Source organism: Arenibacter troitsensis, from assembly GCF_900177645.1.
In the GTDB taxonomy this organism is placed as follows: domain Bacteria; phylum Bacteroidota; class Bacteroidia; order Flavobacteriales; family Flavobacteriaceae; genus Arenibacter; species Arenibacter troitsensis.
This window is the reverse complement of record NZ_FXAO01000005.1, coordinates 350860-375653: the sequence shown is the minus strand read 5'-3', so window position 1 is coordinate 375653 and position 24794 is coordinate 350860. Positions and strand designations below refer to the sequence as shown.

The 24794-nt window shown below is 39.5% G+C and carries 24 protein-coding genes; 18 read left to right on the top strand and 6 right to left on the bottom strand.

Translation table 11 applies throughout. From position 1 onward, the window contains the following. The first annotated feature begins 459 nt into the window (after nt 1-459). The 17 genes from metF to B9Y87_RS13510 all read left to right on the top strand — a co-directional run bounded on the left by metF (nt 460) and on the right by B9Y87_RS13510 (nt 15391). Nucleotides 460-1413 (top strand): methylenetetrahydrofolate reductase [NAD(P)H], encoded by a 954-nt coding sequence (gene metF, locus B9Y87_RS13585; protein ID WP_085499510.1) that lies wholly within the window; start codon nt 460-462, stop codon nt 1411-1413. A 112-nt stretch (nt 1414-1525) separates the two neighbouring features. Further along, nucleotides 1526-2623, top strand: a complete 1098-nt coding sequence (locus B9Y87_RS13580) for an acyloxyacyl hydrolase (protein WP_085499509.1) — start codon at nt 1526-1528, stop codon at nt 2621-2623. Nucleotides 2624-2667: 44 nt separating this feature from the next. Continuing rightward, the gene (locus B9Y87_RS13575; RefSeq protein WP_085499508.1) at nt 2668-3477 is read left to right on the top strand and encodes a head GIN domain-containing protein; all 810 of its coding nucleotides are present in this window, start codon (nt 2668-2670) and stop codon (nt 3475-3477) included. 68 nt (nt 3478-3545) lie between these two features. Beyond that, on the top strand, nt 3546-4622 hold the full coding sequence (locus tag B9Y87_RS13570) for a serine hydrolase domain-containing protein (protein WP_085499507.1): 1077 nt from the start codon (nt 3546-3548) through the stop codon (nt 4620-4622). A gap of 211 nt (nt 4623-4833) precedes the next feature. Continuing rightward, nucleotides 4834-5190 carry a hypothetical protein gene (locus B9Y87_RS13565; RefSeq protein ID WP_085499506.1) on the top strand — a complete coding sequence of 119 codons (357 nt, stop codon included), beginning with the start codon at nt 4834-4836 and terminating at the stop codon, nt 5188-5190. A 438-nt stretch (nt 5191-5628) separates the two neighbouring features. Beyond that, entirely contained in the window at nt 5629-6093 is a 465-nt protein-coding gene (locus tag B9Y87_RS13560; RefSeq protein ID WP_085499505.1) for a hypothetical protein, read from the top strand. A 37-nt stretch (nt 6094-6130) separates the two neighbouring features. Further along, entirely contained in the window at nt 6131-6493 is a 363-nt protein-coding gene (locus B9Y87_RS13555) for a hypothetical protein (protein ID WP_085499504.1), read from the top strand. A 77-nt stretch (nt 6494-6570) separates the two neighbouring features. Continuing rightward, the gene (locus tag B9Y87_RS22200) at nt 6571-6750 is read left to right on the top strand and encodes a VOC family protein (protein WP_245808711.1); all 180 of its coding nucleotides are present in this window, start codon (nt 6571-6573) and stop codon (nt 6748-6750) included. A gap of 51 nt (nt 6751-6801) precedes the next feature. Continuing rightward, nucleotides 6802-6954, top strand: a complete 153-nt coding sequence (locus B9Y87_RS22195; protein ID WP_245808710.1) for a VOC family protein — start codon at nt 6802-6804, stop codon at nt 6952-6954. 195 nt (nt 6955-7149) lie between these two features. After that, nucleotides 7150-7944 carry a 3-keto-disaccharide hydrolase gene (locus B9Y87_RS13545; RefSeq protein WP_085499503.1) on the top strand — a complete coding sequence of 265 codons (795 nt, stop codon included), beginning with the start codon at nt 7150-7152 and terminating at the stop codon, nt 7942-7944. Nucleotides 7945-7995: 51 nt separating this feature from the next. Continuing rightward, on the top strand, nt 7996-9333 hold the full coding sequence (locus B9Y87_RS13540; RefSeq protein WP_085499502.1) for a Gfo/Idh/MocA family protein: 1338 nt from the start codon (nt 7996-7998) through the stop codon (nt 9331-9333). A 151-nt stretch (nt 9334-9484) separates the two neighbouring features. Further along, a complete protein-coding gene (gene radC / locus B9Y87_RS13535) occupies nt 9485-10183 on the top strand; it encodes a RadC family protein (protein WP_085499501.1) in 699 nt (232 codons plus the stop codon). Nucleotides 10184-10271: 88 nt separating this feature from the next. Beyond that, complete coding sequence (locus B9Y87_RS13530; RefSeq protein WP_085499500.1) at nt 10272-11567, top strand: polysaccharide deacetylase family protein; 1296 nt, start codon at nt 10272-10274, stop codon at nt 11565-11567. Further along, on the top strand, nt 11560-12249 hold the full coding sequence (locus tag B9Y87_RS13525; RefSeq protein ID WP_085499499.1) for a YjjG family noncanonical pyrimidine nucleotidase: 690 nt from the start codon (nt 11560-11562) through the stop codon (nt 12247-12249). Before B9Y87_RS13530 ends, B9Y87_RS13525 begins: the two co-directional genes overlap by 8 nt. A gap of 63 nt (nt 12250-12312) precedes the next feature. After that, nucleotides 12313-12849, top strand: a complete 537-nt coding sequence (locus tag B9Y87_RS13520) for a hypothetical protein (protein ID WP_085499498.1) — start codon at nt 12313-12315, stop codon at nt 12847-12849. Continuing rightward, nucleotides 12846-14282 carry a DUF5723 family protein gene (locus tag B9Y87_RS13515; RefSeq protein ID WP_085499497.1) on the top strand — a complete coding sequence of 479 codons (1437 nt, stop codon included), beginning with the start codon at nt 12846-12848 and terminating at the stop codon, nt 14280-14282. Before B9Y87_RS13520 ends, B9Y87_RS13515 begins: the two co-directional genes overlap by 4 nt. A 221-nt stretch (nt 14283-14503) precedes the next feature. After that, the gene (locus B9Y87_RS13510) at nt 14504-15391 is read left to right on the top strand and encodes a hypothetical protein (RefSeq protein WP_085499496.1); all 888 of its coding nucleotides are present in this window, start codon (nt 14504-14506) and stop codon (nt 15389-15391) included. 25 nt (nt 15392-15416) lie between these two features. On the opposite strand, the gene B9Y87_RS13505 is transcribed toward B9Y87_RS13510, so the two are convergent. After that, on the bottom strand, nt 15417-16694 hold the full coding sequence (locus B9Y87_RS13505; RefSeq protein ID WP_085499495.1) for a replication-associated recombination protein A: 1278 nt from the start codon (nt 16692-16694) through the stop codon (nt 15417-15419). An 89-nt stretch (nt 16695-16783) separates the two neighbouring features. Between B9Y87_RS13505 and B9Y87_RS13500 the strand changes: the two genes are divergently transcribed. Beyond that, nucleotides 16784-17524, top strand: a complete 741-nt coding sequence (locus tag B9Y87_RS13500) for a rhomboid family intramembrane serine protease (protein ID WP_085499494.1) — start codon at nt 16784-16786, stop codon at nt 17522-17524. Nucleotides 17525-17630: 106 nt separating this feature from the next. On the opposite strand, the gene rlmB is transcribed toward B9Y87_RS13500, so the two are convergent. The 5 genes from rlmB to B9Y87_RS13475 form a co-directional block, all read right to left on the bottom strand. Beyond that, nucleotides 17631-18371: a 23S rRNA (guanosine(2251)-2'-O)-methyltransferase RlmB gene (rlmB, locus tag B9Y87_RS13495; protein WP_085499493.1), complete on the bottom strand. Its 741-nt coding sequence runs from the start codon at nt 18369-18371 to the stop codon at nt 17631-17633. Between the two features lie 67 nt (nt 18372-18438). Beyond that, nucleotides 18439-18939, bottom strand: a complete 501-nt coding sequence (locus B9Y87_RS13490) for a lipid-binding protein (protein WP_085499492.1) — start codon at nt 18937-18939, stop codon at nt 18439-18441. Nucleotides 18940-18952: 13 nt separating this feature from the next. Beyond that, nucleotides 18953-19711 (bottom strand): hypothetical protein, encoded by a 759-nt coding sequence (locus B9Y87_RS13485; RefSeq protein ID WP_085499491.1) that lies wholly within the window; start codon nt 19709-19711, stop codon nt 18953-18955. A gap of 12 nt (nt 19712-19723) precedes the next feature. Beyond that, entirely contained in the window at nt 19724-21184 is a 1461-nt protein-coding gene (locus B9Y87_RS13480) for a SusD/RagB family nutrient-binding outer membrane lipoprotein (RefSeq protein WP_085499490.1), read from the bottom strand. Nucleotides 21185-21199: 15 nt separating this feature from the next. Beyond that, entirely contained in the window at nt 21200-24454 is a 3255-nt protein-coding gene (locus B9Y87_RS13475) for a SusC/RagA family TonB-linked outer membrane protein (protein WP_085499489.1), read from the bottom strand. Nucleotides 24455-24794: the final 340 nt, after the last annotated feature.

Here is a 24794-nt window from a genome sequence, read left to right as displayed (position 1 = left end):
TTTAACCTTGTAGGTCTTGCTAAGGTTTGCTTGTGAACATTGAGGATGATTAGTATTGTCAATGTGACCTGCAAGCTTTTTTTAAACCTTGTAGGTCTAGATGAGGTTTGCTTGTGAATATTGAGGATGATTAATCCTGTCAATGGGACCTGCAAGGTTTTCAAAACCTTGTAGGTCTAGGACTTGGACATGAAAAAAATGTAAAATTGAAATTGCGCCTTAATGTACATCAATAGGCAATGGCCCATGCAGCAGGGATAGGAGCGATATCTTTTTTATGACTTTGGAATAAAAAAATTAAGTGGATAGCCCGGCCACAAACCCGACAGAAAGGAGTGTTTGTGGGCTGCCAAAATAAAATAGAATAGAGAATAAGAATTAAGAAACCCCTTGTTTAGGGGGATAAATAAAATAATCGCTAATGGGCCTTTTCTGTGGAAAAGGTTAGAGGGAGAAATTATGAAAGTAACGGAACACATTAAAAAGGCAGAAGGGAAGACATTGTTCTCTTTTGAGATCATACCGCCGGTCAAAGGAAGAAGTATTCAAGAATTATATGATAATATTGATCCCTTAATGGAGTTTAAGCCACCCTTCATTGATGTAACCACTTCTAGGGAGGAGTATGTGTATATAGATAGGAACGGGTTATTGGATAAAAAATTGACTCGTATGAGACCTGGAACTGTGGGCATTTGCGCCTCAATTCAACACAAATATGGTGTTGATACGGTGCCACATGTGCTTTGTGGTGGTTTCACCAAGGAGGAAACCGAATATGTGTTGGTAGATTGTCAATATTTGGGCATCCAAAATGTGATGGCGCTTCGTGGCGATGCCCGGAAAGAGGAGCAGTATTTTAATCCTACCAAGGGTGGACATGCCTATGCTTCGGACTTGGTGAAGCAGATCTACGCCTTAAATCAAGGCAATTATTTACATGACAAGGTAGAGACGGTACATAGTGCCGATTTTTGCATTGGCGTTGCCGGGTATCCTGAAAAGCACTTGGAGGCACCATCTTTGATTACAGATCTAAAACGATTACAGGAAAAGGTTGAGGCGGGGGCCGATTATGTAGTGACACAAATGTTTTTTGATAATCAGAAGTTTTTCGAGTTTGTAGAGGCTGCGAAGAAAATGGGTATCAATGTTCCTATTATTCCAGGGATTAAGCCTATTGCGGTAAAGCGGCATTTGCAATTGTTGCCACAGGTCTTTAAAATAGACTTGCCACAAGATTTGATAGATGCTGTTGAGGGTTGTTCCACAAATGCCGATGTACGTCAGGTAGGTATAGAGTGGGCCATTCAGCAATCCAAGGAGCTAAAGGCGGCAGGGGTTCCGGTATTGCACTATTATTCCATGGGAAAATCCGACAATATTGAAGCTATAGCCAAAGAGCTCTTCTGATAATGTTTCGGGACCCGTTTTTCCGAATTAATTGTAAGGTTCATGGAAGTATCTTCTAGTATTGTCAAGATTTAGAAAACCTGTTTTTAATTTTTCATTACATTTGCTCCCCATGAACCTAAGGCTATTTCTTATAGGCTGTCTCTCGACAGCTTTTTGCTTTTCACAAAACCGGAAAGAAACCAAAAGGTACACCTTGGACGTTAGCCAATTTTACGGTTCTGTGCTCTTGCACAATCCTGATATTTCACATTTGATCACCAATCATCCTGGCGGTATTATTTTGGGGTATAATAGGAAGACTTATGGCGATGAGGAATGGCAACAACTCTACAATTATCCGGATACTGGTTTTTCGTTCGTATACCAGAATATGAATAACAGTACTTTGGGGGAGAATTTTGGACTATATGCCCATTATAATTTTTACTTTTTTAAAAGAAACCTGCAATTTAGACTGGGGCAGGGTATAGCCTATAACACCAATCCTTTTGACAAGAACCAGAATTTTAGGAACAACGCCTATGGTTCCCATTTTTTAAGTTCTACCTATTTGATGTTGAACTATCACAAAGAGAATTTATTTAAGGGCTTAGGACTTAAGGCCGGGATTTCCCTAATACACTATTCCAATGCCAACGTTACCGCGCCCAACACCTCTACCAATACCATGGCCTTAAATGTGGGGTTGACCTATGACCTGGATGGAGGGGAGGAAAGGGAATATATTAGAACCGAAAAATTGAAGGTTTCAGAGCCTATTAAACTAAATCTCGCATTTAGGTCAGGGATCAATGAGAGTGATGTGGTGGATTCTGGACAATATGCATTTTATATTTTTTCTGCCTATGCGGATAAGCGCTTTACCAGAAGAAGTGCGCTGCAGTTGGGTACAGATGTGTATTTTTCCAACTTTTTAAAGGAACTTATACGCTACCAGTCGGTGGCATTCCCTGAATATGGTGTGCAACCAGATGACGATTACAAGCGGGTAGGAGTGTTTTTGGGCCATGAACTTTTTATAAATAAAATGTCGGTTATTGCCCAGTTGGGGTATTATGTGTACTATCCCTTCGATTTTGAAGGAAAGGTCTATAATAGGATTGGGCTGAAGCGATATTTTTCGGACAAGGTATACGGTGCTGTAACTTTAAAATCGCATGGTGCAAAGGCGGAAGCCGTGGAATTTGGGGTTGGAGTAAGGCTCTAGGGCCAACTAATTGGGCAGATAGCCTGCTCAAAAGATATAAGTAGATGAACTATTTTATTTTGAAGATAGGATTAGGGTGGGGAAACGTTGCGACGATTGTTGCCAGGTATGGCATGTTCTTGGCCATTATGATAACGCTGGTGAATTGCAATAGTGAAAATGCGCCCGATTGCTTTCAAAATGCCGGGGATATTATCAGGGAAACCGTGGAAGTACCCAATTTTACCGCTATTACGGTATATGAGAATGTAGAAATGACCCTAAGACAGGGAAGTCCTTTGAAGGTGGAAGTGGAAACAGGAGAAAATTTGCGTAATGAAGTTGAGGTGGAGGTGGTGGATGGCCGACTTTTATTACGCGATACCAATGATTGCAATTTTACACGAAAATATGGACTTACCAAGGTTTTTGTTACAGCCCCGGATATTACCGAGATCAGGAGCAGCACAGGACTGGATATTTTAAGTGATGGTGTTTTGGTCTATCCCAGTCTAACCTTAATTTCCGAGAGCTTCAACGACCCGGATGCTGGTTATACCAGTGGGGAGTTTAATTTGGAGTTGGACACCCAAAGTTTGGCCATTGTTTCCAATGGGATTTCGTTTTATAATTTAAGGGGTAAAACAACTAATTTTAGTGTAGTTTTTGCTTCCGGGGATTCCCGTTTGGAGGCCGAGGCCCTGATTGCGGAAAACATTAGCTTTAACCACAGGGGATCCAACGATATGCGCTTAAGTCCACAGGAATCACTTAAAGGGACTTTGCGTGGCACCGGGGATGTGGTTAGTTTTAATAGACCAGCCGTAGTGGAGGTAGAGCAATTGTATAAAGGAGAACTTATTTTTATTGAATAGCACCAAAGTCAACGGTCGCAGTCCAACCTCTATTTTTCATAACTTAAAAGTAGTTTACTATTAGACCGATGAATCCTATTAAAAAATATCTAAAGAATATATTTGCCTCCCAACGGGTTATTGGCGGGGACAAGGAATTATTGGGCAAGATTCAAGCAGATCAAATCCTGCAAAAGCTTATAGATGAACAGCGGGTTCCAGGTTTGGCCATTACCGTTCGCAAAAACAATGAAGTGTACTTTGAGAAAGGCTATGGATTTGCAGACGTGGAACAGCAAAGCAACGTGGACCCCCAGAATACCATATTTAGGATTGCAAGTGTGTCCAAGCCTATTGCGGCCGCTGCTTTGGCTAGTATGGTGGAGGAGGGGCTGTTGGATTTGGACGCTTCCATTTATAAATATGTTCCTTATTTTCCCCAAAAAGAGTTCGATTTTACAGTGAGGCAATTGGCGGGGCATACTGCAGGAATAAGAGGGTATCGCGGTGGGGAATATGGCTTGAACAAGCCCTTGGGAATAAAGGAGTCGCTTGCCCTATTCCAGGATGACGACCTTCTTTTTGAACCAGGGAAGGGATTTCAGTATACCAGTTTTGACTGGGTATTGATATCGTTGGCAATGCAGGAGGTAAGTGGTGTGCCTTTTGCGGACTGTGTCCGGGACAGGATATTAAATCCTTATGGTTTAAAAAATACCTTCCCAGAAAATCCAGGGGATCTTCCTCCCAACTGTAGCACCTTTTATTCTACGGGCAGATTGGGGTTTAGGAAGGCAATTCCTGTTAACAATGCATACAAATTGGCAGGAGGGGGCTATTTGTCCACTGCCTCTGATATTGCCCGTTTTGGGCAGGTATATTTGGATTCCAAGTTTCGGGAGAATAAAATTCAGTCCCAATTTCTCACTTCTGGGATCATTAATGGTACTCCTACCTACTACGGTCTAGGTTGGCAGGTAACCCAGGATAAGTTGGGGAGGACCTATTATGGCCATGTAGGCAATGGGGTAGGGGGATATGCCGTATTCTATGTGTATCCAAAGCAGGATATGGTCTTCTCTATCTTGATGAATTGTACCAACCCTGGGGTATTGGATACTTTGGAAGAGGTAATTGGGTTTTTTCTCGGAGAGGTTGTTGTATAACCGCTTTTGAGCGAAACCTTGGTAGATTACTCAATATAATTGGGATTGATTCGTTTGTACAGTAAAATTTAGGTAGATGGTGAATAACTGATTTTCTACTTAATTGTTAGACCCAAAATGCCGATATTTAACATTGGGGACAAATGCTGAAATGAAGATTAGTTATTTCATGGAATCTAAAAGGAGAAATTAAATTGAAAAAAAATCATCAATGAAAAAAGATATTATTCCATTGTTGTTGGCTATAATATTGGTTCTTATTTCCATAGGAATGAATTTATTTATCGATATTGAACTTGATGGGGCATTGTACATAGGGATTGGATGGTTAAGTGTGGCCTCATTTTTTTACTTTGTGGATAAGAAGATTTATTTATTTGCTTTTGGCGCAACCTTATTGGCTGGATTGTTTAGCTTGATCGATATATATTATGTTTCTCCAAAGTTTCAAATTGGCTACTTTTTGGTCAATCCAATTTTTATTCTTTTAATTTTTGGTTTTATTTTTCTTAATAGGGATGGTCTTAAACAACTTTTGGCCGAAGTACCCAAATTGAAGGGTAAGTAATTTTCCTTTGGACCTTTCCTCTTTGTTATTTCTGCTTGAGTTTCATAATGGGGACCGTATTTTATGGAAAATTAAAAGCATTAGAAATTTCTGTAAATAGAATTTTTTCCTAATTATTATATGTCTTTTAGTCAATTTAGATTGTCGTGAATATTTGTATAGAAACCACTTTATTTACGACGAAATCTAAGATTCGCGAAATCCTATAAAAAATAATAACAACCAATTGAGTAAAATGAAGGAGGATGGTATTCAAGAACCAATTATGTCGGTTTCATTAAACAATAAAGCATGATCCTGTTAATGGGCTTTTATAAACGTAATTAATTTACGCAACCAAATAACGATATAAACATCTTAATTTCAGTATTTTAGTGAGTTGTGAGTCTCCAAAGGGAATTTCTTGGGACAAGCTTAATTTTTAACACAAGTAAACAGATGAACAAAGGTGCATTTCTAGTATTGATGTTTGGGATATTGCTTTCCTGCGAAAAAAATGAAGTAAATCCTTCAGATATCAAACAGTTGGGTTATGGCACATCCTTTGGAATGTGCGTGGGCCATTGTAAGAACGAGATGTTGCTAAAGCTGGGAACGGTAATCTATTCCCGTTCTGGTTGGAATAATCAGGTAGAACCCATTTCATGTTCAGAAAACATGACCCAATTAAGTTGGGACTCTCTAAAAAAAACAGTAGATTTAAATGAATTTTATTCCCTGCCCGAAATCTTGGGATGTCCGGATTGTGCAGATGGAGGGGCAGAGTGGTTGGAGATTGAAAATTTTTCCGGTAAGAAATACAAGGTGACATTTGAGTACGGCAAGGAACCCGAGGAATTGAAAAGAATGATAACCGCCTTAAGGAAACAGTTGGAAAAGGGTATTCATTGCGAGGAGTTTTAAAAAATTTCGCTTGTGTTATGCCCATAAAAAGTATACAATGAAATATTTCCTCTTTTTATGTTTGGTATTATTTTTTATAGGTAGTAGTAGTCTCAATGCCCAACAACGAGCCACACCGTCCCTAGTTGAAAAAGCCGATAACGATCTATTGGAAAAGGATTGGAGCAAGCATGAGGCCAATGCATTTGGAAAAAAGGGAATAGGGACAAAGGATTCTATTGGTTTTGACTTCATTTTTAAGGATGCCCTTGGTGGTTTAATGGGCAATCAGAGGTCCAACATTATTTCAGAAAAAAAAATGGTAGAAATGCCCATTTTTAGGCCTTCAGGCAATTATCCCATGACCATTTATCCGATTGATACCACTAAAGCCTACGCCGCAAGAATTTATAAGTATTGATCATATCCACGGTCCTTGATGAAGGCAATTGCTGGGTACCTATTAAAATTGAATTTTATGTCTAATGTACTTCGCTAATGGACAATAAATATACTATTCCAGCACAGGCCCGCATAGGGCATGTACATTTAAAGGTATCAGACTTGGAACGGTCCTTGGATTTTTATTGTAACCTATTGGGTTTTGAAGTAACCACTATGTATGGTAGTCAGGCCGCCTTTATTTCCGCTGGTGGGTACCACCATCATATTGGTTAAAATACATGGCATAGCAAAGGCCTGTCTCCTGCATCTACCCATAGCGTGGGCTTGTTCCATACTGCAATAGTATATCCTACTAGAAAGGATCTTGCAAAAATATACCAGCGCTTACTTAATGAAGAATATCCATTGACCGGGGCAAGTGACCATGGCGTTTTGGAAGCTATTTATTTGGACGATCCCGATAAAAATGGGGTGTAACTTTATTGGGACCGTCCAAAAAGTCTTTGGACCTATGGGCCGGACGGATCCTTGACCATGTTTACCAAACCATTGGATATGGAGAATTTGTTACAGGAGTTGAAAACGGTTTAAATTACACTGCACTATACCTAGGTCTCTTGTAATTTTTTTTTATCTTCATGACCTTATAAATTCTCCTGATATAATAAATACATGAAACTACTAATTGCCTTTTTTTCCTTTGCATTGGTACTATCTTCCTGCAAAACCAAAACCGACACTAAACCCGAAGCTAAAGCTGAAACTGCCACAGAAAGTGAAAACTGGATCTACTTGTTCGATGGCGTAACTACCAACGGTTGGAGAGCGTATAATGGAGACTCCCTGCCTCCGGGCTGGGTCGTTAAGGACAGTGTATTGACATTCGATACCGAATTGGGGCTGGAGCAGGATTATACCGGAGGAAAGGATATAATTTATGGTTTGGAAGAGTTCGATAATTTTGAACTTTATGTGGAATGGAAATTGCCCGAAGGGGGCAATAGTGGTATTTTTTACCATCTAAAAGAAGGTATACCTAATGCAGGGCCGCCAAATATTTCCCCGGAATACCAGTTGATCGATGATGAAAATTATGCAAATATTCATGATCTTACGGCCTACAACCTTAGCCTTGGACATACCGAAAATCCTGCGGCACTTCAACCCTTGCAGCAAACCGCTTCTGATTATGCCATGCATGTAGCCGATCCCGAACAAAAAATATTGAACCCTGTTGGGGAGTGGAATTCTTCCAAAATAGTATTTACACCAGAGCAAGTAGAGCACTGGCTCAACGGGAAAAAAGTGCTGACTTTTGTGCCCTGGTCCAAGGATTGGTATGAAAGAAAGAATTCTGGAAAATGGAAGGATGAGGAATATTACGGCAAGTTCAAGTCTGGATATATCGGTTTTCAGGATCACTCAAGTCCCATTTGGTTTAGAAATATAAAAATTAGAAAATTATAGAATTTAATTCTATCGGTTTGGTTTGACCGTTAAAACAATAAATACTTACTTATGAAAAAAAGAGACTTTTTAAAAAGTACCGCAGCCTTGGGTTTAACGGCTCTTCTGCCATCCTCCGTTTGGGCCTTGTCCAAAAATGGACGTTTAAGAACTGCCCATATTGGCGTTAGTAATATGGGAGGAAACGACCTTGCTTCCATTTCTTCCCATGAATTGGTGGATGTGGTAGCACTTTGTGATGTAGACTCCAAGGCATTGGCAGAGGCCAAAAAATTGCATCCGAACGCTGCCATCTATAAGGATTATAGGGTGATGTTAAAAGAAATGAAGAGCGATATAGATGCGGTAATAGTCTCTACCCCGGATCATACCCATGCGCCAGCTTCCATGATGGCCATGGAGTTCGGTAAACCGGTATATTGTCAAAAACCACTTACCCATCACGTGGTAGAAGCCAGAGCGATGCGTAAAATGGCCAAAGAAAAAAACTTGGTGACGCAAATGGGAATCCAAGTACATTCATTTTACGATTACAAATTGGCCACCTTATTGATCCAATCTGGAATTATTGGGAAGGTAAGTACGGTTAGGGCATGGTCTCCCAAGAACTGGGGGTTCGATGGTCCTGAGCCGGAAGGATCTGATCCGGTACCCGAAAATTTGGATTGGAATCTTTGGTTGGGGACTTCTGCCGAAAGGCCGTACAAGGAGGGGTATTACCATCCGGCCAATTGGAGAAAATTATTGGACTACGGTTGTGGTACTTTGGGCGATATGGGTGTGCATATTTTCGATACCCCGTATAACGCACTTAAATTGGACGTTCCCATGACCATAAAGAACCAGTGTAGAAAACCTACAGGGTTTGGATTTCCTGAGAAAAACACCGTTACCTATACCTTTCCCGGAACCGAATATACGGCCGATACCTTAAAGTGGATCTGGTACGATGGGAAAGGGGCCCCTGAGAAGCATAAAGACTTAAGGTTGCCCAACAACGAGAAGCTTCCTGGACAGGGAGCAATGTTCGTAGGTGAAAAAGGAAGACTTTTATTGCCACATTTTATGGAATTGCCCAGACTTATTGTGGATGGTAAATATCAGGAACTGGATCTGTCCATTATTAAGGATCAAGAGGCTATTGGGGAACCGGTCAGGGACTACGATTCCGAGGGAAATAAGCACTATCATCAGTTTGTGGATGCCTGTTTGGGCAAAGCGGAATGTAGTGCCCCTTTTGAATATTCGGCTCGACTTACCGAAACTATATTGTTAGGGGTTATTGCCGGTCGTTTTCCAAATAAAACGTTGCATTGGGATAATGCTACCGCTAGGTTTTCGGAACCTGAGGCCAATAAGTTCCTTGATGCACCGTACAGGGATTTCTAAGATTTTTTTCAATACATAAATCCAAAAGCCCATGGGCCATTTTTCATCGGAATGGCCATGGGCTTTTTTTATGGATGAATTTATGTTTTTAGTACTCGTAAAATTTGGTTTTGTAATTATGATAAAACCATAAGATTCTTATCTTTAGGATATGCAACAAAAGCCATCTTCTTTCTCTATTAAAAATTGGTCCGATGATGACAAGCCTCGTGAGAGATTGGTGCAAAAAGGAAAATCTGTTCTTTCCGATGCAGAGCTGATAGCTATATTAATTGGCTCTGGAAGTCGTAATGAAAGTGCCGTGGAGCTTTCGAAACGCATATTGGCCTCTGCGAACAACAATCTGAACGAATTGGGAAAATTGTCCATTAAACAACTCATGCAATTTAAGGGCATAGGGGAGGCAAAAGCGGTTTCCATAGCTGCGGCTCTGGAAATAGGAAGGAGACGCAGGGGAGAAGAGGCTCAGAAAATAACGAAAATCAATAGTAGTAAAAATGTCTTTGAACTTTTACAGCCTAAAATGGGAGAACTTCCCCATGAGGAATTTTGGATAGTTTTTCTGAATAATTCCAATGCAGTGCTGCAGGCAGGGCAACTTAGCAAGGGAGGTATTACCGGAACATTGGTAGATGTTCGCTTGGTATTGAAACAAGCACTGGAATTAGGTGCGGTAGGATTGATTTTGGCCCATAACCACCCTTCAGGTACTTTAAAGCCAAGTGAGGCCGATAGGCAAATTACAAAAAAACTAAAAGTAGCATCGGAAGCCCTGGATATAAAAGTTTTGGACCATGTCATCATCACACAAAAAGAATACTTTAGTTTTGCAGATGAAAATATCCTTTAAAATGGGACTTGTTATCTATGGTCTTGTACAGAGAATTCCATGATCGAATAAAATATATGTCTTTTTTAAAAGTGCTAAGTAAATAGTTATGTTGCTCATCTATACCCATAAAATTACCCATCGCTTCAGTTATATTATGCGGCATATTTTTACTACTATTTTGGGGATAGAGGTTACCTATACCACTAAAGTTGAGGATTTTATTAAGCATACCGGGCCAAAGATAACCTACACCAAACAACCGTTGCAGAATGAATTTTTTGTACGGAGCAACGACCTGTTGTTTGAACAGGGAATTAACGACATACAGATCTATTTGGCCGATTGGCAGGGTACACCTTGTTTTTTTGCTGCTGGAGATAGAAGCAATCTCCCTTTCGATATTTTTTCCGCTAGTTTTTATATGTTGAGTAGGTATGAAGAGTATTTGCCCCACGTTAAGGACATGCATGGCAGATTTTCGCCCAAGGACAGTTTGGCTTTTCAAAATGATTTTCTGGAAAAGCCCTTAGTGGATATTTGGGCCCAAAAGTTATTGTCCGCGCTAAAGGATAAATTCAAGGACCTTAAACACAAGCCAAGACATTATAATTATACCTCTATCATAGATGTTTCCAGTTCCCATTGTTTTGCATATAGAGGCTTTGTCCGTGGTATGTCAGGATTTTTTTACGATCTGGCCTCTCTTAAGATTCGTAGGGTTTTTGATAGGGTTTCGGTATGGTTCAATTTAAAGAAAGATCCCTATGACAATTTTTTTGAGCTTATAGAATTACACAGGAATAATAAGGTAAAGGGGATGTTCTTTTTTCAGTTCGCGGAATATTCCACTTATGATAAAAATGTATCCCCTAACAATAACAAATTTAAGCACTTAATTAAATCTGTTGCGGACTATGACAAGGTTTCTTTGTCCTGTTCCTACAGCTCCTTTAATGATATAGGCTTGCTTAAGGAAGAGAAAAAAAATCTTTCCAATGTAATCAACAGACCTGTGAGTAGTTCCCGTATGCGGTATAACAGGGTGGACATTCCCGAAACATATAGGAATTTGATCGAAGCCGGTTTTACGGACGATTATACCATGGGGTATACCCATGAAATTGGATTTAGGGCGGGTACCTGTACCCCTTTTTATTTTTATGATATCCCCTTGGAAGTTCAGCAACCAATTAAGATACATCCTTTTGCGGTGCACGATTACGGTTTGTTGAAATACAGGAATAGGACGGAGGCATTTTCTGCTGTGGAAAGACTTTATTTGGAAACTAAAAAGGTAAATGGGAAATTTATAACCGTTTTTTCAAATGAATTAATTGGAGGCGAAAGTAAATTGAATTGGAAGAAATTATATAGTAGTATTTTAAAACGTGTAAATGTTTAAGAACCTTGTTACGGATGTTTTTTTTGATCTGGACCATACCCTATGGGATTTTGAAAAAAACTCTGCCCTTACATTTCAAAAAATTCTCGCGGAGAACTCCGTCAATGTCGAACTCAACGATTTTTTAAGGGTATATATTCCCATAAATTTTGAATTTTGGAAGCTTTATAGGGAAGGAAAAATATCCAAAAGTGATCTCAGGTTCCAAAGGTTGAAAATTACCTTTGATAAGCTTGGCTATTCCATATCCAATGAATTGATAGATGTTCTATCCGATCAATATATTGAGCATTTATCTTCCTACAACCACCTTTTTCCCAATGCAACGGAGGTTTTGGACTATTTGAAACCCCATTATAAATTACATATCATCACCAATGGTTTTCAGGAAATACAGCATAAGAAATTACGCAGTTCCAATATTCATAATTATTTTGAGCATATAATTAATTCCGAAATGGCCGGGGTAAAAAAGCCAAACCCAATCATCTTTAGGTTGGCACTTGAAAAGGCTAAAGTGCAGCCCCATAAATCCCTCATGATCGGTGATAGTTTGGAGGCAGATATTATGGGGGCAAGGTCGGTAGGGCTGCATACCCTGCATTTCAACGCCAATAATGAACCAAAGCACGAATATTGCGACATGATTCACGATTTGAGTGAAATAAAATCTTATTTATAGAGTTATAGTTTGTAGTAACACTATAACAACACGGTACCGGTAGTTGTTCTTGTAAGGATTGGTATGAGAAATAGTATATTGTTTTCCTTTATTATTTTGCTTGCACTATATTCTTGTATAGAAAGGCAAAACTTCGACCAATATGATGATTTGGAAATTATCCCTACAGTAGAGGCCAGTATATTGTATATTGAATCGCCCGAAAGATTGCTAAATGAAATTCCCGGACAGGATTTTTATTCCCAAAATTTTAATTTTGATGGTTTTAGTGTGGATGCTTTCTCGGATCGGGTTTTGGATGGCTTTGTATTTTATGAAATTGAGAATACTACCAGTAAGGAAATGGAGGCCACGGTTGAATTTTTGGATGAAGGAGGGAATACCCTGGACACCCAATATTTTCATATAGATCCGGCCCCGACGCCCCTAGTGCAGTTGCAGGTGGCTTATGGTACTGGTCGCAGCATAGAAATTATAAAAAACACCTCCAGTATAAATGTCAGTGTTCGAAATTTAGGTGATAATAGTAGTGTATCCAATCTCCCGGACCCTAAAATTATTTTTAGGTCCAGCGGACAATTCAGACTTCGTTTAAAATGAGACAAGTTAAACTCGTCTTATTATCCTGGTTGCTGGGCTGTTTCTTTATTACTGCCCAGAACAAACAAATACTGTACGATTTTACAGAGATTCCCCAAGCCTTAATGATTAATCCGGGAATGTCCACAGACTTTCAATGGTATACCGGAATCCCGGTATTGTCAGGAATTTCATTGCAGGCCGGGAGTAGTGGGCTTACTGTAAACGATCTGTTTGCGGACGATGGAGTGGATTTTAATGTCAAGGTAAGGGAACGGGCCATATATGGTATGAGTACCCGTGATGAGCTTAGCGGTACTTATCAGGTAGAATTGTTAAGTGGTGGTTTTCGTGGTCGTAATCGGGATAATTTCTATTCTTTCGGGATTTACAATGAAGGTGATGCCATTGGCTATTGGTTTAAGGATTATGCCATCTTGGCTTTTGAGGGCAATGCCAATCAATTGGGAAGAAAATTTGATCTCGGGCATTTAAAAACACGCGGGGAAATGCTCAATGTGTTTCATTTCGGATTGAATAAAAGAGTGGATGGAGCCCTGACGATTGGCGGAAGAGCAAAAATTTACTCCAGTGCCTTCAATTTTTCATCTACCAAAAACAAAGGATATTTTGTAACCAATGAGGGGCAAAACAACCTCCTGGCCAATACCTTGGATGCCGATCTGGAATTAAGGTCCTCCGGGCTTAATGAGATTGAGGACGCCTTGGATAATGATAGTTCCCTTTTACCTGGTATCTTGACCAGAAGACTTTTTTTTGGAGGAGATCTGGGATTTGGTATCGACCTAGGATTTACTTATAAACTTAACAAACAAACCGTAATTACCGGAAGTTTGTTGGATTTGGGCTTCGTATATAGTTCCACCGACGTTAAGAACTATACCATAAAGGGCAATGCCACCGTGGAAGGAATAGAAGTTATTCTGCCGGATGCATTTTCAAATTCCAATGCCGATTTTTGGCAAGATCTGGTGGATGAGGTAGATGCCTTGGTCCCGCACGGCACCAATGATAAGAATTATATTTATTTTAGGCCTACCAAACTGTATGGTTCCTTACGTTATAATTGGGGAGAACCCTCTAATCCGAGTATGGATTGCGACTGTAATTATATAGTGTCCAAACGGAAGGACTACACCAAATACGCCAATGGTGTGGGTGGTCAGTTGTATATGATTAATAGGCCCAGAGGGCCACAAGCTGCCCTTACAGCCTTTTATTTACGAAGATTTGGAAGGGCAATGGCGATAAAAACAACCTATACCGTAGATAAGTTTTCCTGGAGCAATATTGGACTAGGACTTAATCTACAGGCCGGCCCGGTAAATATCTATGTTATGGCGGACAATCTATTGGCCTATGGTAACCTGGCGGATAGTCATTACTCCTCTTTTCAGTTAGGATTAAATATTATATCTTGGGGGAAGAAATAATATTGGAACAATTACAGCTAACAATAAAGAATTTAACTGTTCCTTTGTAAGGACTTAAATTTGGGGCTTTTAATTTTTATAAGCCAAATTGGTTTGGTTTTTGCCTTCATTATTATTTATGTCAATAAAATGTGCCCGTGAATGGATCACAAAAGATTTATGGTACCTTTATTTGTGGAAAAAAAATCAAGGAACACAGGTAGACATTGTAAAGATTAACTATGAAATTTAAAATGATGAAAAACTTTTTTTTACCCCTTATTTTAATGTGTGGCCTATTGGGAATGTCACAAGCGGAATTAAACAAATACAAGTACATTATAGTCCCTACCAAATTTGAAACCTTTAAACATGAAAATCAGTATCAGACCAGTACAATGATCAAATATAATCTTGTTGAAAATGGCTTTACAGCCGTTTATGACAATGATATGCCCGCGGATCTGTTGGCCAACAGATGTCTTGGGCTGCTTTTGAATCTTAAGGATGACTCGTCCATGTTTACAACAAAGGTAACCCTGACCCTTAAGGATTGTCAGTCCAATGTGGTCTACACTACCGTAGAAGGCAGTAGCAAGGAGAAGGACTACAAATCCGCCTATTCCGAGGCAATAAAGGAATGTTTTAAATCTTTGTCAGGGCTCGGGTACAAATATGAACCTAGCGGGGATACCGATCAGGCGACGGTAAGCTTTAAAAATGATGTTAAAAGAATTGAAGAGAAATCCAGTGTAGCGCCAAATCAAAATATACCTAACCCTGTAGTTCAGCAAAAAGCTACCCTGCAGGAGCAGTCCTATAAAAATATGGAACCGGTTCAGTCCAATATTGCCAAGGCCGAAAATATGCCTACCTTGGCATTACCGGATGTGGATTATAAGACAGAGGATTCTGGGGTGTTATATGCACAGGCAATTGCAAACGGTTTTCAATTGGTAGACAGCACACCTAAAATAACATTGAGGATGTATGCTACCTCCCAGGCCAATTTCTATATTGCCGAAGGGGATGTGCATAGTGGTGTGGTTTTGAAAAAAGCCGACAAGTGGTATTTTGAGTATTATGAAGGCGATAAATTAATGGGGCAGGAATTGAATATTAAATTCTAAGTGAACTTCGATATTTGTTGCTTAATTAGAAGTCATATTTATCTTTCCATCGCTTTTTCAGGAAATCTTTGATGGCATTTTCCCGTTGATTATTGCCAGGACGGTAAAAACTGGTTTTGGCTACTTCCTTGGGCATAAATTCTTCGGCTACAAAATTATTTTCGTAGTCATGGGCATATTTATAATCTTCCCCGTAACCTAGGTCTTTCATTAGTTTGGTAGGAGCGTTGCGCAATGCCAAGGGTACGGATAGGTCCCCTGTTTGTTTTACGGTTTGCTGGGCCTTGTTGATGGCCATATAACTGGCATTGCTCTTTGCTGAGGTGGCCAAATAGATAACGCACTGACTCAATATAATCCTAGCTTCGGGATATCCTATGGTTGTAACGGCCTGAAAAGTAGTATTCGCCATGACCAGGGCCGTAGGGTTGGCATTGCCAATGTCTTCCGAGGCGAGAATAAGTAGGCGTCTAGCAATAAACTTCACATCCTCTCCGCCTTCGATCATCCTGGCCAACCAATATACGGCTGCATTGGGGTCGCTTCCCCTTATCGATTTTATAAAAGCAGAGATAATGTCGTAATGTTGCTCGCCGGTTTTATCATAAAGAACTGTGTTCTTCTGAATTTTACTCAATACCAGGTTATCCGTAATGGTGACGGTATCCGTTTCTTCCGAATTGATGATAAGCTCAAAGATGTTTAACAATTTTCTTCCATCACCCCCAGAGAGACGCAGTAGCGCTTCGGTTTCCTTGAGTTTTATTTTTTTGGTTTTTAAATACTTGTCCTCTTCCATAGCCCTTTGAAGCATGGCTTCAAGATCTTCTTTTCCAAAGGGATTTAGAATATATACCTGACAGCGGGAAAGAAGTGCCGGAATTACCTCGAAGCTGGGGTTTTCCGTGGTGGCACCTATTAGGGTGACCCATCCTTTTTCCACGGCCCCTAACAGGGAATCCTGCTGCGATTTGCTAAAGCGATGGATTTCATCAATAAAAAGTATAGGATTTTTGGTCGTGAACAAGCCGCCACTTTGCTTGGCCTTTTCTATAACTTCCCGAACATCCTTTACGCCACTGCTAATGGCACTCAAGGTATAGAAAGGACGGCCACTTTCTTGGGCAATAATATTGGCCAAGGTGGTTTTTCCTGTTCCTGGAGGCCCCCATAGTATCAATGATGGTAGGATTCCTTTTTTTATTTGATGGGTCAATGACCCATTTTCTCCCACCAAATGATTTTGGCTTATATAATCCTCCAAAGTTTTGGGGCGTACCCTTTCTGCTAGTGGCTCGTTCATAGGACAAAAATAAGACATTTAAAGGGATGACAATTTATCCGAAAAAGGAATCTTGGCCAGAATATTGAATTAAGTTTTATATTTCGGATATGACAGAAAGCAACTATTTTAAATTTTCCAATTCAGTAGTGGTATTACCTTTGTTGGCGGTACTCTCTATCTGGACCGTTTATTGGTTTGAAATTCGGTTTCAGGTCAATTTTAACGATTTTGGTATTTATCCTAGAACTTTGGAGGGATTAAGGGGAATTGTCTTTAGTCCGTTTATACATTCGTCCGTAGAACACCTATATAACAATACCATTCCAATTGCCATACTTTCCGCATCCCTTGCTTATTTCTATAGGAATATAGCCATTAAAGTATTGTTGTGGGGCATTCTTTTATCGGGTGCTATAACCTGGCTTATAGGAAGACCATCCTATCATATTGGAGTCAGTGGATTGATATATGTACTAGTGAGTTTTATTTTTTTTAAAGGTATTTTATCCAAGCATTACCGCTTGGTTGCCTTATCCCTGATGGTAGTTTTTATTTACGGTAGTTTACTGTGGTATATTTTCCCGGTTGAGGATGGTATTTCTTGGGAAGGTCATTTGGGTGGATTTCTCACGGGTATATTTTTGGCCTTTGTTATGAAGGCGCCACTACCCAAATTGAAAAAATATGATTGGGAGAAGGAGGATTATAATGAAGAAGAGGATGAATTCTTAAAACATTTTGATGAACACGGGAATTTTATTGATAGCAGACCTTCGGAAGAGAATGGGGATATCATAATAAAGTATCATTATAAAAAGGATTCAGGGGAAGGAAGGGAAGATCAATAGACTAGGCAGAGTAATTCCAGCCAAGAATGGAATTGAACGTTTTAGGGTTCAGTCCCTTTGGAATTTGGAATAACTCTTAAAGCTATGATGTCATGATGGGTTTTTTCTACAACTCTTGACGTTGCCTTACTGCTTCGTAAAGGAAAACTCCACAAGCTACCGAGACATTAAGGGATCCTATCTCTCCTAACAAGGGAAGCTTTGCCATATGGTCCGCGGCCTTTAGGATGGATGGGGAGATACCCACATCTTCCGATCCCATGATTATGGCACAGGGTTCCTTAAAGGAAACTTCATAAATGGTGTTTTCTGTTTTTTCGGTGGCGGCAATAACTTTAATGCCTGATGCCTGTAGGTAATAAACGGCATCTTTTATGTGGTCTATTTTGGCTATCGGTACTCTAAAAGCGGCTCCGGCAGATGTTTTAATGGTGTCTGCGGTAACCGGGGCAGCTCCTTTTTTCTGAATTATGATCCCGTCCACTCCAGTACATTCGGCCGTTCTTATGATTGCCCCAAAATTCCGAACATCCGAGAGCTGGTCCAACAACAGGAAAAGGGGAGTGGTCTTGGTCTCCAAGGTTTTTTCAACCAGTTCTTCCACGGTTAAAAAGGTAATCGGGGATATATTGGCTACAACGCCTTGATGGTTATTCTTGGTAAGTCGGTTTAATTTTTCAATAGGCACATAGGAGGCCGTTATGCCGTTTTTTCGGATCAGTGTTTCCATATCCCTGGACAAATCTCCCTTTAGGCCTTTTTGTATAAAGACCTTGTCTATAGGCTCATTGGATTTTATAGCTTCTATAACGGCTCTAATGCCATAAATTTGTTCGGTGTTCTTCATGGGGTAAAGGTAAATAAAAAACCACCCGATTAAGGGTGGTTTATGGTAATTATTTCGACCTAAAGTGTTAAGGTAGATCGTTAATTTTAGCCGTGCTTTTATATCCAGAATATTCCCAAATTTCACCTGGAATATCCGAAAATTCAGCCTTAAAAGAAATGCTGTCTACAACATCACCACTTGGTGTTGTAGCACCTCCTTTTACAATTTTACCATCGGTGATAGTTACGGTTACATCGTAATACAGTTCTTCCAAATCTGTACCGCCAAATGTCAAAGCATCAAGGTTCAATGGAACTTTTGCTTTTAGACCCCAGCTGTGCTCCTGATCATCCAACCACATAAACTGCGTATCATTGGCAGAGGTATTGTAAATACTGATAGTATTGGTGCCAGCTGGATCACCGTCATAAATCATATCAACAACCCATGTCCCAGTAACTTCGCTAATTAGGATATCACTCTCATCGGGCATTGATTCAACTTTATCACAAGATACAAATGAAGTTACCAAAGCAAAACTTAGAAACAAGTAGCTTAGTTTTTTTAATATTATATTATAGTTCATTTTCTTCAAGTTTTTAATTAAAATAAGTATCAGTTTGGGTAAAGACCGTTTCAAATGTGTAATCAAAATCCCAATAAACAGTAAGTGTAAGCGTCTTGGCCACAGGGTTTACGATTAAGCTCACAAAAGTATTTGATCCACCAAATGTATTGGTAGAAACGGGCCCTTCGCTAGTGAAATCATTTGTTGCAATATTATTGGCTTTAAGAACCAAACCTGGAGTTGCATAAGAAACACCTAGTCCTCTTCCGTATTCGTACCAACCACCTTGTGCATCAGATATAGCATATCGATCATCGCCCAAGTCCTTAATAATAAACGGACCATTATCTTGGTAACCGGCAGGAGAACTTCCATCTCTTGAAACGGAAGCTGTATACATTCCAGCAATACTGGTCACTAAATCACCATTACATTCAGGATACAAAACGGTCCTAAATTCAGTGGCAGGAATGTCATCGGTATTAAAGGCGCTATAGGACACCTGATAAACATCAGGACCATCAACTACTGAAGTAGCTCCAAAATATTTTCCGCTTACTTTTGTTTCTAATTCAATTTCTTCTCCTCCGGCAGAAGCTACGGCTCCTGGATCTGAGTAGGAACTTGCGTCACATTCCAATGTAACGTCACCACCTTCCAAGGTAATCGTAGGTAGGTAGGTAACTACTGAAACGTCTGATGAGCCTGGTGCTTCTACACTAGGGTCACAACTGGTTAACATCAATCCTAGGATTGAAAACGTACATACTATTAATTTATATTTTTTCATCTTTTTATTTTTTTAATTATCCCAAAATATGGCATCTGTAATCTGTCTTTGTGGCAAAGCATTTGGATTTAAACTTCTTTCAGATTCAGGGTATAACCATGCGGCAGGAAATGATCCACTTGGTAAAACAGATAATGGTGGAGTTTGAAAAATTCCATCCGTAAAAATCCTACTTGCAGGCCTGTCAAACCTTCTAGTTTCAATCCATCCCTCGTCTTCTTGCGTCCCATTTAAAGAAATCCATTTTTGTATACCTATTAGATCAAGTTTATCATCTAAAGTGGTAGCTCCGGCAAAATTTAATGAGCTTATATAAGAAGCGGCGTCATCAACTTCCATGTAGTCAAAGTTCAATTCAATGGCAGTAGTAAATGCTGTTTCGGCATCGTCACTGGTATTGTATCTTGCATCGGCCTCTGCTCTCAAGAACCAAACTTCCCAAGGGCTCATTAAAATGGCTGGATTTGTAGCAGAGTAAGCATATTCAGAAGCCATACTATAATCAGATGCTGGTGCCGTGAAAGGTTCGTCATCTATGGTTCCTTGATCTATACCGCGCAAGTTTCCGGCAAATGTCCCGGTTGTGGCCTTGGTATATAATACTTCAGCTCTAGGGTCATTTAGTGATTCAAGTAGATTTAATGACGCATTACTGGCAAAATAGAACATACCTACACCAAATTCTGCTCTTGCAAACATTGGATTTTGATCACCAGTACTTCCGGAAAAAGGAATGAAGGGCATATCATCAACGGTCTCAATAAAAGTACCATTGCTTATAAGGGCTTGAACGGCCGACCCTTGTGCATTTACTTCAGATGTTCTCATTAAAACTCTTAATTTTAACGAATTGGCGAATTTTATCCATTTTGAGGCATCACCCTGATAGATAAAATCATCTTCTCCAACTACATCATCTTCTGCTAGTGCTAAATCACTTAGGGCCTCATCCAACATCGCGACCAATCCAGGGTATATAACAGCCTCAGCCGAATCAGAATTTGGGGTTAGAATTGAGCCATCCTCAATAGCGCCTGAAATGGCTTCAGTAAATGGAATGTCTCCAAAATGGTCCACCAAACCTTGAAATAAATAGGCCTTTAATACATTGGCAATACCTCTATATGCTGCAGAACTACTATTTTTGGTAATATAATTTAAATCGGTTAGGCAGTTGGCATAGGCACGTTGCCAGTAGCCGTTAAAATCACCTCCAGCAGAAACATAACGTTCTTCATTTCCAATTGAAACTCCAATTCCCCAAGTATAGTATTGGCTCCAAAGCATGGATTCTTCGTAATTCAAATCCTGATCAACAATGTATCCCATATAAGCAATGGCTGCGCTCAAAACTTGTGGGTCTCCAGCGGATGGGAAAGTGTTCGGGTCTACATTAACCTCTTCCAAACTATCAGTACATGAAAAGCTTAGTGTTAATAATAGAATAAGACATATATTAATTATTTTCTTCATCGTATTATTTTTTTATTAAAATGACAATTGTAAGTTAAGCCCTACACTTCTTGAAGAAGGTGTTTGGGTTGTTTCAATACCTTGGGCATTGCCTGTTGTACTAACACTACCACTTGAACTAGTACTGATTCCATTAATTTCTGGATCAGCATATTTGTTGCTATCAGGTAACCAATACTTAAGGTTTTTACCAAATAAGGATAATCTAGCATTTGTAAAGAAAGTATCTTTTAGAAGGTCCTTAGAAAAGGTATAACTCAGTTCCACCTCTCTTAACTTTAAAAAGCTTGCATCAATTAATTGGGTAGAAACTGGAGCATCATAATTGGTAAAATAATCTTGCTCTGTAATTTGAACGGTATTTTCAGAAAAAGTACCATCTTCATTATCTACAACAGAATTTGGGAAAATAAACGGTTCCCTATTATATACGGTAGTGTTAACGTTGGTACCATTAAAATTGGTATTGTACTTCGTTTGGGAGGCAAATAGTCCGCCTTTTTTTCTGTCGAACAAAACTCTAAATCCAAATCCTTTGTAATTAAGATTGGCCCCAAAATTCAGTAAATAATCAGGCTGGTTGTTACCTAAAATAACATCGTTATCAGGGTATACAGGAAAACCAGTATTGGCGTCAACAATAACTTCTCCTTGATCATTGTATTTAAAGTCGTTTCCTTTAAAAGAACCAAATGGCAATCCTTCTTTTGCAACCATGGTAACTGTGGTTCCTGCGGCAAAACCAAAAGTGCCAATTGTTAACTCGTCTATATCATCTGTAATGTTAACAACTTTATTGTCGTTGGTAGAATAGGCTCCAAACAACTCAAAATTTAGACCATCAACCAAACCTAGAATTGGTTTTAAGGTTAGGGAAAGTTCATGCCCTTTGTTCTCCATTCTACCAATGTTGCTCACCGTTTGGGTATAACCTGTAGATCTTGGAAGGCTTATGGTAACAAGCTGATCATCATGATTGGAATGATAATAGGTATAGGCTCCGCTAAGTCTGTTTTTAAAGAATCCGAAATCAAGACCAACTTCGTAAGTAGTTGTTAATTCGGGTTTTAGGCCTGGATTTCCGATAGTGTTTCCAATGGTAAAACCAGGGATGCCGTTCTTTGGTAAAGTAAGTGCGTAATCACCTAAATCCACAATTTCTGGATTACCCACAAAATAAGAGTTTAGTAAATATAAATCGGCATCTTTTCCAGATGTACCGTAACTACCTCTTAGTTTGGCGTAATTTACAATGTCATTTTCTATATTAAATAAATCTGTTACAACAACGGAAGCACCAACAGCTCCGTAAAAAAAGGAGTTGTTTGTTGATGGAAGCGTAGAAGACCAGTCATTTCTAGCTGATAATTCTAGAAAGGCTGCATCTTTATAGCCAAGTGTTGCATTCCCTAAAACCCCAAAAATTCTATATTTAGTTCTGTTCAAACTTGAAGTAGGCTGCTGACTACTATTGGCTAAATTGTATGTACCTGGAACTACCAAGCCACCTACTGTACTTCCTACGAGACGGTCAGTGGTTCTTTGGAAGAAATTATATCCTCCTGCGGCGGTTAGTTTTAGGTTTTCACTTAATTCAGCGTCGTAATTAACCAATACCGTAGCATCAAGGTTTTCAACTTTAATGTTGGTGTTAATGTATTCTCCTAAAGAATTATGTCTTCCATTTCGGGTTGTAATTTCTAAGTTGTCGGTCCAAACCAATTGTTGACCTCTTGTATACGTTGGTGTCCATACATCGGTTTGGGTATTTACAATATTACCACCAAAGCGTCCGGTTATGGATAGGTTATCCAAAAAATTATAGGTTAAGGAGGCGTTGGCTAAAAAGTTGTCGATCTCTGCCTCGTTGCCATATTCATTTAAAATATAATACGGGTTTACAGATGAATAAGACCCCCAGTACCCGTTAAGATCATGAAATGGACTTGTGTAGTCTCTCAATTCGGTAAAAGGGATGTTTACTGGAGATTGAATCGCCATTGCATAGGCGTTATTCCCTTCAAAAGCACGTGATCCTTCCTGAGCAGTATTTTGATCAACTCTGGCGTAACTAACCTTGAAATCGGATTTTAATTTCTCGCTTAACTTTGCGGAAGCGTTAAAGGTGATGTTATTTCTGTCGTAAGAAGTGTTGTCCAGTATACCCGTTTGCTTTGTATTACCATAAGAGGCATAATAGGTAAAGCCATCATTGGATCCGGATAGGTTTATGTTTTGGGTTACCGTGTAGCCAGTGTTAAAAAAGTCCTTTAATTGATTGCGCACCGGGCTATATGGTCTAGTCAAGGCTTCTAATGACCCATCTCCATCGGAATCAATTGGTGAAGTCCATGGTCTTACAACACCATCCATTGCTGGTCCCCAAGACCAGTTTTCTCCAGAATCAAGGTGAAGGTTGTCATATCCTTGACCAAACTTATTTTGGCGTTGTAAAACAATAATTGCCGTTTCCATTGAGGTTGAACCATTGTAATTGACTTGCATCTTTTTACCTTGACCGGTTTTGGTGGTAATAAGAACAACTCCCGATGCACCACGAGATCCATAAAGCGAAGTTGCGGAAGGACCTTTTAAAATGGTTACAGATGCTATATCGTCAGGATTGACGTCATTGAACCTGTTACCGAAATCGGAATAACCAGTTGTGGATTCGCCAGCACCTCCTGAAGTAGAGGTGTTGTCAATTGCCACACCATCAATAACAATTAAAGCATTGTTGTTACCGGTAAGCGAACCTGAACCTCTTAATACAATTCTGGTAGATGAGCCCACAGAACCAGAAGCGGTAGATAAGTTTACACCAGCAGCTTTACCCCTTAATGCTTCTAAAGCATTTTTGTTAGGGACAGAAAGCAAGTCTTCCGATTTTACAGTCTGGTTGGCATAAACCGTTGCTTTGGCGTTTCTGTCACCAGTACCAAAAGCGGTAACTACCACTTCTTCCAGTGCCTGGGCATCTTCTTGCATTTGAACATTGATGGTGTTACTGGCACCAACGGTCATGTTGGCATTTTTTTGTCCTATATAGGAGAACACCAAAACTTGACCTGCCTCTGCCTTGATAGTGTATTGTCCATCAAAATCAGATTGGGTACCAGTCGTTGTCCCTTGAACAAGGATGTTAACTCCAGGGAGTGGTAGACCGTCTTGGTCTGTTACCGTACCTGAAATCGTTTTTTCTTGTGCAAAAGATAATTGCACAATCAACGCTAAAAACAGCGTTAGGATTCCATTTAACTTTGTTTTCATTTTATGATTATTTGAATTAGCAGCCGCAAAATTCCTAATTTAATGTTAATAAAACAACTTTTTGGGCATATTTCTTATGCGTGCATAGGAAAAAAATGTTAAAAAAGGCTAATTAAGAAGATATTATGGGATTTTTAACACAACCATCCCTGTTATTTTTACATTTAAAACAATTAGTTGATATGTCTGTAGGATTTTTTTTCAGAAAATAAGTTAATATATTGACAATTTCGCAATAATCACATTTTAAAGGTGTTTATGGTCTTGTTCGTTGAACTTTTCTAGGTGATTAATCGATTAAGCTGAGAATTTGTTATAAAAATGTCGATTTATGACGCAC

Bases quoted from the DNA above. Each gene is read 5' to 3' on its own strand.
- B9Y87_RS13545 (WP_085499503.1), top strand. From the start codon at position 7,150: ATGAAACTACTAATTGCCTTTTTTTCCTTTGCATTGGTACTATCTTCC.
- B9Y87_RS13540 (WP_085499502.1), top strand. From the start codon at position 7,996: ATGAAAAAAAGAGACTTTTTAAAAAGTACCGCAGCCTTGGGTTTAACG.
- radC (WP_085499501.1), top strand. From the start codon at position 9,485: ATGCAACAAAAGCCATCTTCTTTCTCTATTAAAAATTGGTCCGATGAT.
- B9Y87_RS13500 (WP_085499494.1), top strand. From the start codon at position 16,784: ATGACAGAAAGCAACTATTTTAAATTTTCCAATTCAGTAGTGGTATTA.
- B9Y87_RS13520 (WP_085499498.1), top strand. From the start codon at position 12,313: ATGAGAAATAGTATATTGTTTTCCTTTATTATTTTGCTTGCACTATAT.
- B9Y87_RS13525 (WP_085499499.1), top strand. From the start codon at position 11,560: ATGTTTAAGAACCTTGTTACGGATGTTTTTTTTGATCTGGACCATACC.
- B9Y87_RS13555 (WP_085499504.1), top strand. From the start codon at position 6,131: ATGAAATATTTCCTCTTTTTATGTTTGGTATTATTTTTTATAGGTAGT.
- B9Y87_RS13515 (WP_085499497.1), top strand. From the start codon at position 12,846: ATGAGACAAGTTAAACTCGTCTTATTATCCTGGTTGCTGGGCTGTTTC.
- B9Y87_RS13570 (WP_085499507.1), top strand. From the start codon at position 3,546: ATGAATCCTATTAAAAAATATCTAAAGAATATATTTGCCTCCCAACGG.
- B9Y87_RS13580 (WP_085499509.1), top strand. From the start codon at position 1,526: ATGAACCTAAGGCTATTTCTTATAGGCTGTCTCTCGACAGCTTTTTGC.
- B9Y87_RS13480 (WP_085499490.1), bottom strand. From the start codon at position 21,184: ATGAAGAAAATAATTAATATATGTCTTATTCTATTATTAACACTAAGC.
- B9Y87_RS13475 (WP_085499489.1), bottom strand. From the start codon at position 24,454: ATGAAAACAAAGTTAAATGGAATCCTAACGCTGTTTTTAGCGTTGATT.
- metF (WP_085499510.1), top strand. From the start codon at position 460: ATGAAAGTAACGGAACACATTAAAAAGGCAGAAGGGAAGACATTGTTC.
- B9Y87_RS13505 (WP_085499495.1), bottom strand. From the start codon at position 16,694: ATGAACGAGCCACTAGCAGAAAGGGTACGCCCCAAAACTTTGGAGGAT.
- B9Y87_RS13565 (WP_085499506.1), top strand. From the start codon at position 4,834: ATGAAAAAAGATATTATTCCATTGTTGTTGGCTATAATATTGGTTCTT.
- B9Y87_RS13560 (WP_085499505.1), top strand. From the start codon at position 5,629: ATGAACAAAGGTGCATTTCTAGTATTGATGTTTGGGATATTGCTTTCC.
- B9Y87_RS13510 (WP_085499496.1), top strand. From the start codon at position 14,504: ATGAAATTTAAAATGATGAAAAACTTTTTTTTACCCCTTATTTTAATG.
- B9Y87_RS13575 (WP_085499508.1), top strand. From the start codon at position 2,668: ATGAACTATTTTATTTTGAAGATAGGATTAGGGTGGGGAAACGTTGCG.
- B9Y87_RS22200 (WP_245808711.1), top strand. From the start codon at position 6,571: ATGGACAATAAATATACTATTCCAGCACAGGCCCGCATAGGGCATGTA.
- rlmB (WP_085499493.1), bottom strand. From the start codon at position 18,371: ATGAAGAACACCGAACAAATTTATGGCATTAGAGCCGTTATAGAAGCT.
- B9Y87_RS13490 (WP_085499492.1), bottom strand. From the start codon at position 18,939: ATGAACTATAATATAATATTAAAAAAACTAAGCTACTTGTTTCTAAGT.
- B9Y87_RS13530 (WP_085499500.1), top strand. From the start codon at position 10,272: ATGTTGCTCATCTATACCCATAAAATTACCCATCGCTTCAGTTATATT.
- B9Y87_RS13485 (WP_085499491.1), bottom strand. From the start codon at position 19,711: ATGAAAAAATATAAATTAATAGTATGTACGTTTTCAATCCTAGGATTG.